At 65.6% G+C, this 14077-nt stretch carries 11 protein-coding genes; 5 read left to right on the forward strand and 6 right to left on the reverse strand.

Annotated elements, in window-relative coordinates:
* Nucleotides 1-100: 100 nt before the first annotated feature.
* A complete protein-coding gene (locus AB4Y32_RS14645; protein ID WP_368722003.1) occupies nucleotides 101-1204 on the reverse strand; it encodes a cation diffusion facilitator family transporter in 1104 nt (367 codons plus the stop codon).
* Nucleotides 1201-1557 carry an ArsR/SmtB family transcription factor gene (locus tag AB4Y32_RS14650; RefSeq protein ID WP_368722004.1) on the reverse strand — a complete coding sequence of 119 codons (357 nt, stop codon included), beginning with the start codon at nucleotides 1555-1557 and terminating at the stop codon, nucleotides 1201-1203. Before AB4Y32_RS14650 ends, AB4Y32_RS14645 begins: the two co-directional genes overlap by 4 nt.
* A gap of 127 nt (nucleotides 1558-1684) precedes the next feature.
* Between AB4Y32_RS14650 and AB4Y32_RS14655 the strand changes: the two genes are divergently transcribed.
* Nucleotides 1685-3532: a tetratricopeptide repeat protein gene (locus AB4Y32_RS14655; protein WP_368722005.1), complete on the forward strand. Its 1848-nt coding sequence runs from the start codon at nucleotides 1685-1687 to the stop codon at nucleotides 3530-3532.
* Between the two features lie 104 nt (nucleotides 3533-3636).
* On the opposite strand, the gene AB4Y32_RS14660 is transcribed toward AB4Y32_RS14655, so the two are convergent.
* Nucleotides 3637-4926, reverse strand: coding sequence for an MFS transporter (locus AB4Y32_RS14660; protein WP_368722135.1), 1290 nt, complete (start codon nucleotides 4924-4926; stop codon nucleotides 3637-3639).
* 449 nt (nucleotides 4927-5375) lie between these two features.
* On the opposite strand from AB4Y32_RS14660, the gene AB4Y32_RS14665 reads away from it, so the two are divergent.
* The gene (locus AB4Y32_RS14665) at nucleotides 5376-5933 is read left to right on the forward strand and encodes an N-acetyltransferase family protein (protein WP_368722006.1); all 558 of its coding nucleotides are present in this window, start codon (nucleotides 5376-5378) and stop codon (nucleotides 5931-5933) included.
* A gap of 214 nt (nucleotides 5934-6147) precedes the next feature.
* Entirely contained in the window at nucleotides 6148-7260 is a 1113-nt protein-coding gene (locus AB4Y32_RS14670; protein WP_368722007.1) for a hypothetical protein, read from the forward strand.
* Between the two features lie 146 nt (nucleotides 7261-7406).
* Here the strand turns inward: AB4Y32_RS14670 and AB4Y32_RS14675 are convergent, their stop codons facing one another.
* The 3 genes from AB4Y32_RS14675 to AB4Y32_RS14685 form a co-directional block, all read right to left on the reverse strand.
* Nucleotides 7407-8165, reverse strand: a complete 759-nt coding sequence (locus AB4Y32_RS14675) for a DUF2968 domain-containing protein (RefSeq protein ID WP_368722008.1) — start codon at nucleotides 8163-8165, stop codon at nucleotides 7407-7409.
* A 279-nt stretch (nucleotides 8166-8444) separates the two neighbouring features.
* Nucleotides 8445-9800 carry a gamma-glutamyl-gamma-aminobutyrate hydrolase family protein gene (locus tag AB4Y32_RS14680; protein ID WP_368722009.1) on the reverse strand — a complete coding sequence of 452 codons (1356 nt, stop codon included), beginning with the start codon at nucleotides 9798-9800 and terminating at the stop codon, nucleotides 8445-8447.
* A gap of 184 nt (nucleotides 9801-9984) precedes the next feature.
* Entirely contained in the window at nucleotides 9985-11742 is a 1758-nt protein-coding gene (locus AB4Y32_RS14685) for a cation:proton antiporter (RefSeq protein ID WP_368722010.1), read from the reverse strand.
* Between the two features lie 171 nt (nucleotides 11743-11913).
* On the opposite strand from AB4Y32_RS14685, the gene AB4Y32_RS14690 reads away from it, so the two are divergent.
* Both AB4Y32_RS14690 and AB4Y32_RS14695 read left to right on the forward strand, forming a co-directional pair.
* Complete coding sequence (locus tag AB4Y32_RS14690) at nucleotides 11914-13302, forward strand: amidase (RefSeq protein ID WP_368722011.1); 1389 nt, start codon at nucleotides 11914-11916, stop codon at nucleotides 13300-13302.
* Nucleotides 13303-13423: 121 nt separating this feature from the next.
* The gene (locus tag AB4Y32_RS14695; protein ID WP_368722012.1) at nucleotides 13424-13930 is read left to right on the forward strand and encodes a disulfide bond formation protein B; all 507 of its coding nucleotides are present in this window, start codon (nucleotides 13424-13426) and stop codon (nucleotides 13928-13930) included.
* Nucleotides 13931-14077: the final 147 nt, after the last annotated feature.

Below are 14077 nucleotides of genomic sequence, written 5' to 3' on the forward strand. Positions count from 1 at the left end.
TTAGGGTCTTATGCAAACAGACCTAGTGTACGCCGTGCCTTCCCATCGCTGCGGCATCGCCGACGACGCGTCGCATCAAACACACACGCGGTGCGAGGGCTCAATGCGTACCGTGCGCGTGATCGAGCGAACAGCGGTGATGCGTCGTTCCCATGTCGACCTGCAACGTCGCGTGATGCATGTCGAACTCGTCGCGCAACGTGCAGACGATGCCGTCGATCACGTTGTCACCCGGATGCCCGTCCGGTATCACGAGATGCGCGGACAGCGCGTTGCCCGTCGTCGAGATCGCCCATACGTGCAGATCGTGCACATCGATCACGCCCGGCTGCGCGGCGAGGTAGTCACGGATCTTCTGCACGTCGACGCCGGGTGGCACGGCATCGAGCGCGAGGCTCACGGAATCGCGCAGCAGGCCCCACGTGCCATAGACGATCACCGCGACCACGACGATGCTCATCACCGGATCGAGCCAGGTCCATCCAGTGAAGAGAATCGCGAGACCGCTGATCGCGACGGCGGCGGACACCGCGGCGTCGGCCGCCATGTGCAGAAACGCACCGCGGATGTTCAGATCGTCTTCCTGGCCGCGCATGAAGAGCCACGCGGAGAAGCCGTTCACGACCATGCCGACGGCCGCGACGATGAACACATCGAGACCCGCGACGGGCGCGGGATGAATCAGACGACCGACCGCTTCCGCGACGATCACGCCGCACGCGAACAGCAGCAATCCCGCATTGAGCAGGCTCGCGAGAATCGACGAGCCGCCGAGGCCGAACGTATAGCGCGCCGATGGCCGGCGCGTCGCGAGCCATGTCGCGCCCCACGCGAGCAAAAGGCCCAGCACGTCGGAGAGATTGTGGCCGGCATCGGCGAGCAGCGCCGTCGAGTTGGCAAGCACGCCATAGACCGCTTGCACCACGACGATGAACACGTTCAGCGCGACGGCGAGCGCAAACGCGCGGCCATGTCCCGCGACGGGCGCGTGGTGATGGTGATGATGGCCGTGGCCGTGATGATGCGCATGCGAGGCGTTGCCGCCATCCGCGTGCGCATGGCCGTGATCGTGTTCGTGTTCTTGTTCGTGCGCTGCGTGGTCATCGCCCGCGTGATCGCATGCGTCCGTGTGCGCGTGCGAGCCGGGCGCGGGCTGATGCTTCGCTGCCGCGGCATCCGTGGTTGTGTTGGTGTTGTATTTCATGTGTGGTCCTGCGCGAGTTCGACGGCCGGTTCGCCGACGGAATCGTTGAGAGGTTCGGCGACGTGTTCGAGCATGTCCGCCAGCATGCCGCTGATGTGGCGGTCCGCCGCCACGTAGAACACCTGCTTGCCCTGCCGCTCCGCGCGCACGATGCGCGCCGCGCGCAACAGCCGCAGATGATGGCTCACGAGCGAAGGCGACAGCTTCAACGACTCGGCGATCGCGCCCACCGCGCGCCGCTCGTCGACGCACGTGAGCACGATGCGCAGGCGCGTCGGCTCGCCAAGCAGGCGAAACAGATCGGCGATCTGCACGACGCGATCGTCGGCATTGAAAGAGACAACGGCTGACATGATTCGGACATACATATGAACATGTGTTCATATGTTATTGAGCAACACTCGCCGCGTCAAGTCGGAGGTGCGCGCGCCGAGTGTGGGAGAATGCGCGTTTTCCCGCATCACCCCCACCGCCTCCGTCATGCAACCCCTTTTCGATCGCGCGTACAGCGCGCATCGTGACGGCCGGCTCGACGACGCAGAGCGCGGCTATCGCGCGACGCTCGAACTCGATCCTGCTCACGTCGACGCGCTGCATCTGCTCGGCGTGCTGTGCCACCAGCAAGGCCAGCACGAAGAAGCGGCCAACCTCGTGCGCCGTGCCGCCGACCTGCGCCCGCAGGACGCCGCGCTGCAGCTGAACCTCGGCAATGCGCTGAAGGCGCTCGGCCAGCTCGACAAGGCAATCGAACGCTTTCGCAACGCGCTGACCCTCGCGCCCGCGTTTGCGATCGCGCACTACAACCTCGGCAACGCGTACGCGCTCGCCGGCCGTCACGAAGATGCCGTCGATGCTTTCCAGAAGTCCTTGCGGCTCCAGCCGACGGACGCGTCGTCGCACGTCAATCTCGGCAACGCGCTGCATGCGCTCGGACGCCATCGCGAAGCCGTCGACTCGTTACGGCGCGCGCTCGAACTGCGGCCGGGCCACGCGGGCGCGCACAACAATCTCGGCATGGCGCTCAATGCGCTCGGCTCAGCCGACGAGGCGATCGTGCATTTCCGCGCGGCACTCAGCGCGGAGCCGCGCTTCGTCGCCGCGCAGTTCAATCTCGGCAATACGCTCGACGCGACGGGCCGGCATCAGGAAGCCGTGGCCGCGTTCGAAGCCGCGCTCGCGCTTCAGCCGAACCTGCCGCCCGCACTCTTTGGGCTCGGCAACGCGCTCGCCGCGCTCGGCCGTCACGAAGAGGCATGGCCGCGTTTCGAGCGCGCGGTCGGCCTCGACCCCACCTTCGCGCTCGCGTGGCTGAGCCTCGGCGCCGCGCATCATGCGCTCGGCGCGCACGAAGCCGCGATTCGCGCGTTCGATCAGGCGCTGCGTCTGCGGCCCGATCTCGCCATCGCGCATATGAACCGCGGCGTGACGCTGCTCACGCTCGGCAATTTCAAGCGCGGCCTGCCCGAATACGAATGGCGTCTGGAGACTGCGGCGCAGTCGCCGAACGCGGCGTCGCTGCCGCGCTGGAACGGCGAGCCGATCGCCGGACGCACGCTCTTCGTGCACGCGGAACAGGGCTTCGGCGATACGCTGCAGTTCGTGCGCTTCGTCGAAATTGCCGCGCAGCGCGCCGCGCATGTCGTGCTCGAAGTGCAGCCGCAACTCGTCTCGCTGCTCGCGCCCACCGCGCAGCAATGGCGCATCACGTTGATCGCGCAAGGCGCGAAGCGCCCGCACGCCGACTTGCAGTGCCCGTTGCTGAGCCTGCCGCTCGCGCTCGGCACCGATTTCGACGCGATTCCGGCGCGCACGCCTTATCTGAATGCGCCCGCTGCGTCGCGCCGCACGTGGCGCGGTTCGCTCGGCGGACACGCAAAGCGCAAGATCGGCCTCGCGTGGTCGGGACGCGCGCAGCGTCAGGAAAATCGCTCGCTGCCGCTCGAAGCGCTGGAACCGCTGTTCGCGCTCGACGGCATCGACTGGATCGTGCTGCAGCCCGCGCTCAGCGACGACGAGCGCGCGGCGCTCGACGCGCATCCGCGCGCGAAGAACATTCATCGCTTCGATACGCGCATCCAGGATTTCGCGGACACTGCGGCGATCATCGAGCGGCTAGACGGCGTGGTGTCGGTCGATACGTCGATCGCGCATCTGACAGGCGCGCTGAACAGGCCGCTGTGGCTGATGCTGCCGTTCGCCGCCGACTGGCGCTGGTTCGTCGGCGACGCGCGCAGTCCGTGGTATCCGTCGGCGCGTCTCGTGCGGCAGCCACGGCCGGGCGCGTGGGCGGACGTCGTCGAAGAGGTGGTGTCCGCGCTGCGCAGTTGAAGTTGATTGCGCCGCCTTGCTTCGCCAACGATCCAATAAAAAAACCCGCCAGCAAGCGGGGGTTGTGTTTTCCGGCGACGCAGCAGGATGGGCGAAAAGTGCTTTTAAGCCGCCCGGAACTGGTTGCGCGCTTCCGGCGTGCGGTACAGCACGAGCGTCGAGATCTGGCCGCAGACGGCCGCCACGCTCATCCACAGGCCGGGGGCAGCCTTGTTGCCCGTCGCATGAATCAGATACGTCGCGATCGCGGGCGTGAAGCCGCCGATCGTCGTTGCAAGACTGTACGCCAGCGAGAACACCGCCGTGCGGACGTCCGACGGCATCACTTCCGTCAGCGCGACCACCATGCCGCCGTTGTAGCAGCCATACAGGAACGACAGCCACAGCTCGACCATCAGCAGGCGCGCGAACGACGGATCGGCGACGAGCCACTGCACGGCCGGGTACGACGTGAGAATCGTCAGGATCGTGAACGTCAGCAGCACCGGGCGACGGCCGACGCGGTCAGAGATCGCGCCTGACACGGGCAGCCAGATCAGGTTCGACACGCCGATGCAGACGGTCACGATCAGCGTGTCGATCGCGGAGAGCTTCAGCACGTCCTTGCCGAAGGTCGGCGTGTACGCGGTGATCATGTAGAACGACACCGTCGTCATGATGACCATGCCCATGCCGCCGAGCACGATGCCCCAGTTCTGGGCCATCGAGCGGAAGATTTCACCGAACGTCGGGCGATGCTTCTTCGCGAGAAACTCTTCCGTTTCCTTTAGCGAGCGGCGGATCAGGAACAGGAACGGCACGATCAGGCAGCCGATCAGGAACGGCACGCGCCAGCCCCACGCGGTCATCTGGTCGGCGGGCAGGAGGCGGTTCAGGAACACGCCGATCAGCGCGGCGAACACGACGGCCACCTGCTGGCTGCCCGACTGCCACGAACAGTAGAAGCCCTTGTTGCCCTTCGTCGCGATCTCCGACAGATACACCGACACGCCACCCAGCTCGACGCCCGCCGAGAAGCCCTGCAACAGGCGCCCGAGCAGCACGAGCGCGGGCGCTAGCACGCCGATCGTCGCGTAGCCCGGAATCGCGGCCACCGTCAGCGTGCCGAGCGCCATCAGAGACAGCGTGAGGATCAGCCCCTTGCGCCGGCCGTGATGGTCGATGTAAGCGCCGAGCACGATCGCGCCCAGCGGACGCATCAGGAAGCCCGCGCCGAATACCGACAGCGACAGCATCAGCGAGGCGAACTCGTTGCCGCTCGGAAAATACGTCTTCGCGATCGCGCCGGCGTAGTAGCCGTAGACCATGAAATCGTACATTTCCAGGAAGTTGCCACTGACGACGCGGAATACGGTACGGGCCTTGGATCGCCCGTCGATGCGTGAGCATGGGATGCTGTCGCCATGTCGATCTCGCTATTGGCGCGCAACCTGCGCAAGGCAGGTGGCGCTGGGCGGTGGAAACGATCCGCACGGAAGCACGGATGCCCGGATCGGGCGGCAGAGGCAAATGCGATTGACCCGGGCACGGCGTTCACGTGGGCGCGGTATGCTGACTTCTGCGAATCACACCAATGTATCAGGGTAAACCTGTGATCTCGCTTACGAGATGCGCGAACCCCGATAATAACGTTACTGAGAACGCCGCGCACCTAATACAATTTTCTTACGTTGTCGGGTTTTCAGGAAAATTCTTCCGAATCGGTTGTCGCCGCTCCCGCGCCGCCAGATGACGCCGGAGGCTATGCGCCGTATCGTGAGTTCCTGGCGATTTCGTCCTGCTGATTTCGTCCTGCTTTTAACCCGTCCAACCTGTCTGCTCCTGTCCGTCCGGTACTGCTGCAATGCCCGATCCTGTTTCGCCACCCGCTCTGTCGAGCCTCACGCTGCGACCCGCCACCGAGGCCGACGCCGATCTCATCGCCGCCATCCATAGCGCAAGCTGGCAGGCGACGTACCGCGGACTGCTGCCCGATGCGTTTCTCGATGGCGAAGTCGTGCAAGAGCGCGCGTCCTACTGGCGCGCGCGGCTCTCGGCGCCCGGTGCCGACCGGCGCATCGTGCTTATCGCCGAGCGCGCGGGAGAGCCGATCGGCTTCATGTGCGTCGAGCGTCAGCCGGATTCCCCGTGGGGCGTGCTGCTCGACAACCTGCATGCGCTGCCCGCGCACCAAGGCATCGGCGCGGGCAAGCTGCTGATGCGCGCCGCTCAGGACTGGGCGCGCGAACACGGAGAAGCGCAGCTCTACCTTTATGTGCTCGAAGGCAATGCGCCCGCGATCGCGTTCTACGAGCGGCAGGGCTGGCAGCTTTCGGGCGCGGAGCCCGATCATATGGGCGGCGTCGATATCACCGCACTGAGATACGTGTATCGGCTGGATCGAACTTCTGGCTATCACTGATACCCGATTAGTTTGGGATTTATCTGATCGATCGTTCTGCATCCGCCTGCCACCATGCCGCGTCGAAGGCCCCGACGGGCAGCGTAGGCAGGATGCCGGTTCACGCCTGATGTTGTCTGCCGCTTCGAGGCTCCAAGAATGCCAACAAAAACGAGGGAACGAGGCGAAGATCGTGTCGACACCACAATTCACTCTCATTGCCGGCGCCATGGCGATGCCGCGCCTCCGCCCTCTCGAGCTGGTTTCGCGCTCGATTGGCCGTGAATGGTCGCTGTTGCCGCCGAACATCAGCCTGCGAAAGGAACTGAAAGTCCTGTATACGGCGATGATGCGCACGTTCTGCCTGAACGCCGCCGCGATTCGCGCGATGTGCCGCTGGGACCCGCAGACCCTGCGCCGCCAGCCGGCCGCCCGGAGCGCGCCGGCTGCTGCACCCAGCAGCAGCGCCATTCCGCTCGACTTGCGTGATCCGGCTCGCTCGTTCAAGCGCAAGGACCGCCAATGGAACACGATTGCAGGCGGTGCATGCGCGATCAGCGGCGCGGCCGTGATTGCGTGGCTCGTCGCGAGCCAGCAGCGGCAAGCGCCAGCGCCGACACTGGCAGCCGCGCCTGACGTGACGCTCAACGCCCGCGCAACGCATGTCGACGATGATCCCGCTACCTCGGAACATCTCCGCACCGGAAAAGTCGCGAGATCGACTGAGGCGCCCATTGCCTGGAATCGCGCTCGCGGCGATCTGAACGCGCGCTCCTCCAGGGAGATGGCGCTGCAAGGCACAGACAAGCCGGGCGCATCTCTCGCGAACGCCGGGCGCTTCAACGTCGGCAATCGAGCCGCATCCGAACGCGCCTTCCCAGTTGCCCGACGCTCCGTCGATGCGAATGCGAATGCGTCGCCGGGACACGCCGCCGACCGTTCGGGCACCGATCGAATCGCACTAGCCGCGAGCCGAAAGCATTCGACGAAGCGAGAGCGCGACGCCATCATCGACGCCGGCACGCACCGCGCTCCGCATTCGACGATCCGCTCGCTCGATGCCGAGCCACGCTACGGTTGGCGGTCGCAGCCAGACGCACGACGTCACTCGACACACGGCACGCTGCATCGCATGCGTCCGCAGCCGTCGACGGCGGGCACCTACTCGCCGTTCGCGCCGTCGCCGCGAGCCAACAGCGACTATGCCTCCGTCACCATGTCGGCGGGCATGCGCGGCATTGCACCCGCCGTCATCGCGCGTGGACACGTCGATACGGACAGCACCGAGTGGATGAACCATATATCGCAACGACGCGTCACCGAGATCCCCGATCGCTTCTCGAAGTAGCACTGGTCAGCAAGCGCGCCCGTCAAACAAGACGCAGCGCGCGCACACAAAAGAACACCCCAAAAGCTGAAAGCCAGCATTTGGGGTGTTCTTTTATGACAGAGCGCGATACGCAACTCGGCTTCACCGAAGCCTGCCGGGCACCCTCAGCGCCCGCCAGGCAATCCCGCCTCCGCCTGACGCTGCAATTGCAGGACCTGCTGCTGCAACTGCCGCAATTGCGACTGCGCCTTTTCCTTTTCTTCGCGCAAGGCAAGCATTTCGTCCTGTGTTTGCCGCTGGTAATCGGCGACCTTCGCTTCCTGGGCGCGCGCCACCTGGATGTCCGCCTGCAAACGTTGCGCGCGTGCCTGCGACTCGCTGATCACGCGCTCTATCGACGCGTTCTGCGCCTGCAATTGCGTCCTGCGGATTTCGACTTCGGCAAGCTGCGCCGTCTGCCGCGCAAAGCCCGCATAGATGGCTTCCGCGCGCGCCTGATCGGACGTCCTGATGACCCGCCAGAAGCGCTTGTTCTGGAACAGCGCGACGTAGTACGTCATGTCCTGCGCATAGAAGAACATCGATGCGCCGTAGCCGCCGTTGTACGTCGTGCGCATTTCAGTGAGCGCGCCGTCGTGGATCAGCTGCATCAGATCGGCGACATCGCCCTGCACGCCGCCGCCCGCGCCCGAATTCGCGTCGGAATTCGCGTCGGAATTCGCGTCGCTGGCCGGTTCGGCGACAGCGTCCACATCGGTTTGCGCGTCAGACGACGCATCGGACTGGGCGACTTTGGCAGCGCTCGCGCGAGCGACGTCAGGGTTCGACGCCGCCTTGCCCGCCGCGCACGCGACGCCGCCATGCATGAGCGCGCAGGTAATCGCAAGCAATCCTATGCGGCGCAGATCCAAGAGGTACTTCATACGTCGATACTCCATGCGTATCCAGAAACAGCCTCGGATTATCGCGCGGATTTTGCCCTTTCTGACACGCTGCTACAGGACTTTAAATCGAGATAATTGGACAACTAAGCAATCTGATGCGCAAACGCAAAAGATCGTAAAACATGCGCCGTATTCCTGAATCGAGCACCCGGAATCGGGACGATCGCCGTCACCAACCACCGACCAGCCGCCGACGCAAAAAAGAAACGCGGGCGTCACATCTGATGTGCGCCCGCGTATCGACGGAAAGAGGAGAAATCAGAAACGCGTTTCACGCGCGACCCGCAGGAACGTATCGAGCAGCGGCGTGCAATCGAGCAGTTCCGGGCCGCCCGCGCGGTGAAATTCCGGGTGCCACTGCACGCCCATCACGAAAGGCGCACGCCGGTAGCGCACGGCTTCGATGATGCCGTCCGACGCCGACACCGCTTCGATATTCAGATCGCGTCCCAACTGGTTGACCGCCTGGTGGTGGATCGAGTTGACGATCGCCTCGCGCCGTCCGGGGAACATGTTGACGAGCGTCGAGCCCTCGGGGAAGTGAACCGAGTGACGGTGCTGGTCGTAATGCTCGTTGACGTGGACGCCCGCCGTCGGCACGTCGCTGGCGATGTCCTGATACAGCGTCCCGCCGAACGCGACGTTGATCAGCTGGCAGCCGCGGCACACGCCCAGTACCGGCTTGCCCGATTCGATGAACTCGTGCAGCAGTTCCAGTTCGTACATGTCGCGCACGCGGTCGCCGGGCCACTCAGGACGCGTCGCGACTTCGGCATAGGTTTGCGGCGACACGTCGGCGCCGCCTTGCAGCAGCAGGCCGTCCAGATGCTTCGCGTAGTCGCGCAGACGGATGTTGCTCGGGTGCAGCATGCCCTGATGGCCGACCGTCGGGATCATGAACACGAGCACGTCGCGCGACATCACCCAGTGCGCAATCGATTCTTCCAGGTACTGCAGCGTCTTGCCGCGCAGCCCCTTTGCGCCGGGCTCCGGATGGAAAATCCGTGCCGACACGCCGATGCGCAACGTGCGCTGCGTGATCCTGCGCCCCGCGCGGTCGAACAGCTGGCGCGCGCGTGCCGCCATGACCCGTCCGAAGACGGACCACGCCGAATCGCTGCGCTTCAGATACGCGGGTGGTCCCGGCGGAATGGCCGTGGCGGGCGGCGGATTGGCCGCGCTGAAATCCGGTGCCGAGCCGAAACCCGGCGGCGGCGAACCACTGGGTTTCGCCGATGCGCCGAGCGTGCCTTCCGGCTTGCCGCCGACGGGCGCAGCCACAGCCGCGCCTGATGCGTCCGCCGTTCCCGCAGGGCTTCCCGCTTGCGCCGCTGCCCGCTCCGCGCTCGATACGACCGACTGTACGCGCGCTGCGGCTTCCTGCTGCGCAGTGGCCTCCACGGCGCTCGCGCGCGCACGCTCGGCCTCGCTGCGTCGCGTCGGGGGGGCGTCCTTGGGCGTCACATTGGAGGCGCTTTCGGGGGAATCGGTGGAGGCCGCTTCTTTGGCGGGTGTGGGAGTCGGAGCCGGTGCGGGTTTCGGCGCGCCCGGCTGGCTCGCCGAAGGAGTGGGGGTGCCGGGTGTGCCGGCGTTATCGGAATTGTTTTCGCTCATGACTGTAGTCCAAACGCGTCCTGGCGCGCGAACGAATAGACATAATTCATTATCCGCCTCGCGCCGTGCAGGGGCAAACCAGCACACATTTCGTCACATCGCGTCACAACATGCAACGTTGTGCGAACGTCCCCGATTGCATCCGCGCAATGCCATCATGCGCCACTTCGATGACGCTTTGCCATCAAGGGTCCGGCTGTTCGTCGAAGGTTTCGCGCAGCGCGATCTGCATCGTAGCGTGAATCCGAACGCACCAGCGCCAGAGCACCGCCAGCAGCAGCGCGGCGACCAGAAGCACGGCGACGAGCAGGCCCGTCGGCGGCAGGATCGCGCTCGACAGCGCCGAGACGAGCAGGAACACGCCCAGCATCGAGACGACGGGCACGAGGTCCGAAATGGCGTAGCGGATCGCGCTCGTGAACCGCCCTGCCTTCGCCGGCTGCACGCTGATTTCGGCGAGCAGCAGCGCGAGCGACTTGGTCTTCCGGTAGACGGCGACGAGAAACGGCATCGAGACGACAAGCGCCGCGCTCCACAGCACGACGCGCTGCATCGGCTCCGACGGCAGCCATTCCGTGATGAAGCGGCTTCCATACGGCGCGCCGTACGATGCGCCCAGAAAAACGGCCGCGACGATCGCCAGATTGACCGCGATCTGCAGGATGATGCGCCGCGTGAGACCGAACACCGTCGGCCCGCCCGAGGCCGGCCGCAGGCTGTCGAGCCACTGTCCGTACATGCCGAACACGTTGGCGACGGTGGGCGGCATCGCGTGGCCCAGACGCCGCGTGAGTGGATCGGCGGCGCGGATCAGATACGGCGTGAAGAGCGTCGTCAGCGCGGACACGGCGACGGCAATCGGATAGAGAAACGCGCTCGTCACCTTCAGCGTGAGCCCAAGCGACGCGATGATGAACGAGAACTCGCCGATCTGCGACACCGTCATGCCGACGCGCATCGCCGTGCGCCCGTCCTTGCCCGCCAGAAAAGTGCCGAGGCCGCACGACACGATCTTGCCGACGATCACCGCGATCGTGATCACCGCGATCGGCCATGCGTAGTCGACCAGCACGGCCGGGTTCAGCATCAGCCCGATCGTCACGAAGAAGATTGCGGAAAACGTATCGCGCAGCGGCGCGATCAGATGCTCGATCCGATGCAGATGGCGCGACTCGGCCATGATCGCGCCGATCAGGAACGCGCCGAGCGCGATACTGTAGTCCAGCTTGACGACCAGCAGGCAGAACGCGAAGCAGAAGCCCAGCACCGAGACGAGCAGCATCTCGTCGCTCTGCGATTTCGCGACGTAGCTGAGCGCGCGCGGCACGACGAGAATCCCGACCACCAGCGACACCGTCATGAACAGCAGCAGCTTGCCGAGCGTGACGAGCGCGATGCCCGCGGAAAGTTCGCCCGTCTGCGCAATGCCCGACAGCAGCACGAGCATCGCGATGCCGAGAATGTCCTCGACGATCAGAATGCCGAACACCAGTTGCGCGAAACTCTCGCGCTTCAGGCCCAGGTCGGCGAGCGCCTTGACGATGATCGTGGTCGACGAAATTGCGAGAATCGCGCCGAGAAACAGCGAATCCATCGGGCTCCAGCCGAACGCGCTGCCGATCTCGTAGCCGATCCACAGCATCAGCACGATCTCCGATAGCGCGGCCACGATAGCCGTCGCGCCGACCTTGACCAGCTTGCGCAGGCTGAATTCGAGCCCGAGTGAAAACATGAGGAACACGACGCCGAGCTCGCCGAGCGTCTGGATGGTCTGTTCGTCGTGGATCAGCTGGAACGGCGGCGTGTACGGCCCGATGATCACGCCCGCCGCAATGTAGCCGAGCACCACCGGCTGCTTCAGGCGATGGAACAGCACGGTGACGACGCCCGCGAGCGCCATCACGACTGCCAGATCCTGAATGAAGCCGATTCCGTGGTGCATGGCGCCTTTCCTTACAAAAGCAATACAGAGAGCGCGATGGTACCGCACGAACGGTGAAAGATGATTGTGGCGAAGCGCGATGAAATGCATCGCGCACGATTGGCGCGTGTCCCGTATGAAGCGTCACAATACGATTCCCAGCCATCGTCGACCGTACCTGCCGCGCACGCCATGACCACAGCCACGTCCACCGATTTCACGCCCTTCCCGCCGCTCGCCCAGCTTGGCGCCGATCTCGCCGCCGGCCGCACGACGAGCCGCGCGCTCGTCGAAGCCGCGCTCGAACGCATCGCCGATCCCGCCGGCCAGGGCGCGACCGTATTCATGCACGTCGACGCCGACAACGCCCGCGCGACAGCCGACGCGCACGACCGTCTGCGCGCCGCCGGCACTGTCCTGTCGCCGCTGGCGGGCATTCCCGTGTCGGTGAAAGACCTGTTCGACATCGAAGGCCAGGTGACGCGCGCCGGCTCGACGGCACTGGCGGGCGCGGCGCCTGCCGCGTCGGATGCCCCTGCCGTCGCGCGGCTCAAGCGCGCGGGCGCCGTGATCGTCGGCCGCACGAACATGAGCGAATTCGCGTTTTCCGGCCTCGGGTTGAATCCGCACTACGGCAATCCGCTGTCGCCGTACCGGCGCGGCGTGAAAGGCGACGAACGGGTGTCGGGCGGATCGTCGTCGGGTGCGGCCGCGTCGGTGGCGGACGGCATGGCGGCCGTCGCGCTCGGCAGCGACACGGGCGGATCGCTGCGCATCCCCGCCGCGCTGTGCGGCCTGACGGGCTTCAAGCCGACGGCCGACCGTGTGCCGAAGCAAGGCGGCGTGCCGCTCTCGCCGACGCTGGATGCGTTTGGTCCGATCGGCGTGACGGTCGCGTGCTGCGCGCTCGTCGACCGGATTCTCGCGGGGCTGGAGCCCGTCGTCCCGGCCGCGCGGCCGCTCGAAGGCGTGCGGCTCGGCGTGCTGAATCACTACGTGACGGACGGCATCGAGCCGGAAGTCGCGCAGGCCTACGACGCCGCGCTGAAGCACCTGGAAGCGGCGGGTGCCATCGTCAGCGACGTGCGCTTTGCGCCGCTCGACCGCCTCGCGGAAATCAACCGCTTCGGCTTTTCGTCGATCGAGGCGTACGCGTGGCACAGGCCGCTGCTCGAAGCGCATCGCGGCGACTACGATCCGCGCGTGCTCGTGCGCATCTTGAAGGGCGAGCCGGCGACGGCCGCCGATTATCTCGACCTGCTCGCCGAACGCGCCGCCGTGCTCGCCGAGGCGCGCCCGATGTGGCAGCGCTTCGATGCCCTCGTCGCCCCGACGGCGCCCATCGTGCCACCGCGCGTCGCCGATCTCGTCGATGACGACGACGCGTTTTTCCGCGCCAACGGTCTGGTGCTGCGCAATCCGAGCGCGTTCAATTTCCTCGACGCGTGCGCGTTGTCGCTGCCTTGCCATCCGCGCGGCGATGCGCCCGTCGGGCTCATGCTGGCCGCCGCGCCGCACGCGGACGATGCGTTGCTGGGAATAGGACGGGCCGTCGAAGCAGTATTGAACACGATCCGCTGACCTGACGGGCGCTCATGACCACCCGCCGCTCGTCGCGGAGTTTTTTGCCCACCGGCAAGCGTCACGGCCTTCGGCTAGAATCGCGCGACGCCTTTTCGGAATCTCAACCGCTATAAGGATTATGGTCAACGATAACGTCACGCTGCGCCGCGAGCGCAGTCTCCTCGTTCTGCTCGGGCTCGTCTGCATCGCGCTCGTCGGCGGGGCGCTTTATCTTCAGTTCGTCGAGCATGAAGACCCTTGCCCGCTGTGCATCATCCAGCGGTATTTCTATCTGCTGATCGCCGCGTTCGCTTTTATCGGCGCAACCATGCGCGGATGGCGCGGCGTGCGCGCGCTCGAAGGGCTGGCGCTGATCTCCGCGCTCGCCGGCGTGGCGACGGCCGTGCGGCATGTGTATGTGCAGTCGCACCCGAACTTCAGCTGCGGGTTCGATGCGCTGCAGCCGATCGTCGATGGGCTGCCTCCCGCACATTGGCTTCCGGGCGTGTTCAAGGTCGCCGGGCTGTGCGAGACGCCCTATCCGCCGATTCTCGGTCTCTCGCTGCCGCAGTGGTCGCTGGTTGGATTCACCGTCGCGTTCCTGGCTCTCGCGGCAAGCCTTTGGCTAAACCGGCGGACACGCTGATTCTGCTGGACTGCGCCGGAATGGGCTTTCCGGCGCAATGTTTCTGATCCGCCGAGCCGGGACCGTTCGCGTTGCCGTTGCTTGCTCCCGTGGGCGCGACGACCCGGCTCGTCTTCGGCGTAAACACCTGGCCCGCCGCCGTACGCC

It is taken from the genome of Paraburkholderia phymatum, assembly GCF_040965635.1.
Classification (GTDB): domain Bacteria; phylum Pseudomonadota; class Gammaproteobacteria; order Burkholderiales; family Burkholderiaceae; genus Paraburkholderia; species Paraburkholderia phymatum_B.

Coding starts and splice junctions, on each gene's coding strand:
- AB4Y32_RS14645 (WP_368722003.1), bottom strand. CDS start 1,204: ATGAAATACAACACCAACACAACCACGGATGCCGCGGCAGCGAAGCAT.
- AB4Y32_RS14650 (WP_368722004.1), bottom strand. CDS start 1,557: ATGTCAGCCGTTGTCTCTTTCAATGCCGACGATCGCGTCGTGCAGATC.
- AB4Y32_RS14655 (WP_368722005.1), top strand. CDS start 1,685: ATGCAACCCCTTTTCGATCGCGCGTACAGCGCGCATCGTGACGGCCGG.
- AB4Y32_RS14665 (WP_368722006.1), top strand. CDS start 5,376: ATGCCCGATCCTGTTTCGCCACCCGCTCTGTCGAGCCTCACGCTGCGA.
- AB4Y32_RS14670 (WP_368722007.1), top strand. CDS start 6,148: ATGCCGCGCCTCCGCCCTCTCGAGCTGGTTTCGCGCTCGATTGGCCGT.
- AB4Y32_RS14675 (WP_368722008.1), bottom strand. CDS start 8,165: ATGAAGTACCTCTTGGATCTGCGCCGCATAGGATTGCTTGCGATTACC.
- AB4Y32_RS14680 (WP_368722009.1), bottom strand. CDS start 9,800: ATGAGCGAAAACAATTCCGATAACGCCGGCACACCCGGCACCCCCACT.
- AB4Y32_RS14685 (WP_368722010.1), bottom strand. CDS start 11,742: ATGCACCACGGAATCGGCTTCATTCAGGATCTGGCAGTCGTGATGGCG.
- AB4Y32_RS14690 (WP_368722011.1), top strand. CDS start 11,914: ATGACCACAGCCACGTCCACCGATTTCACGCCCTTCCCGCCGCTCGCC.
- AB4Y32_RS14695 (WP_368722012.1), top strand. CDS start 13,424: ATGGTCAACGATAACGTCACGCTGCGCCGCGAGCGCAGTCTCCTCGTT.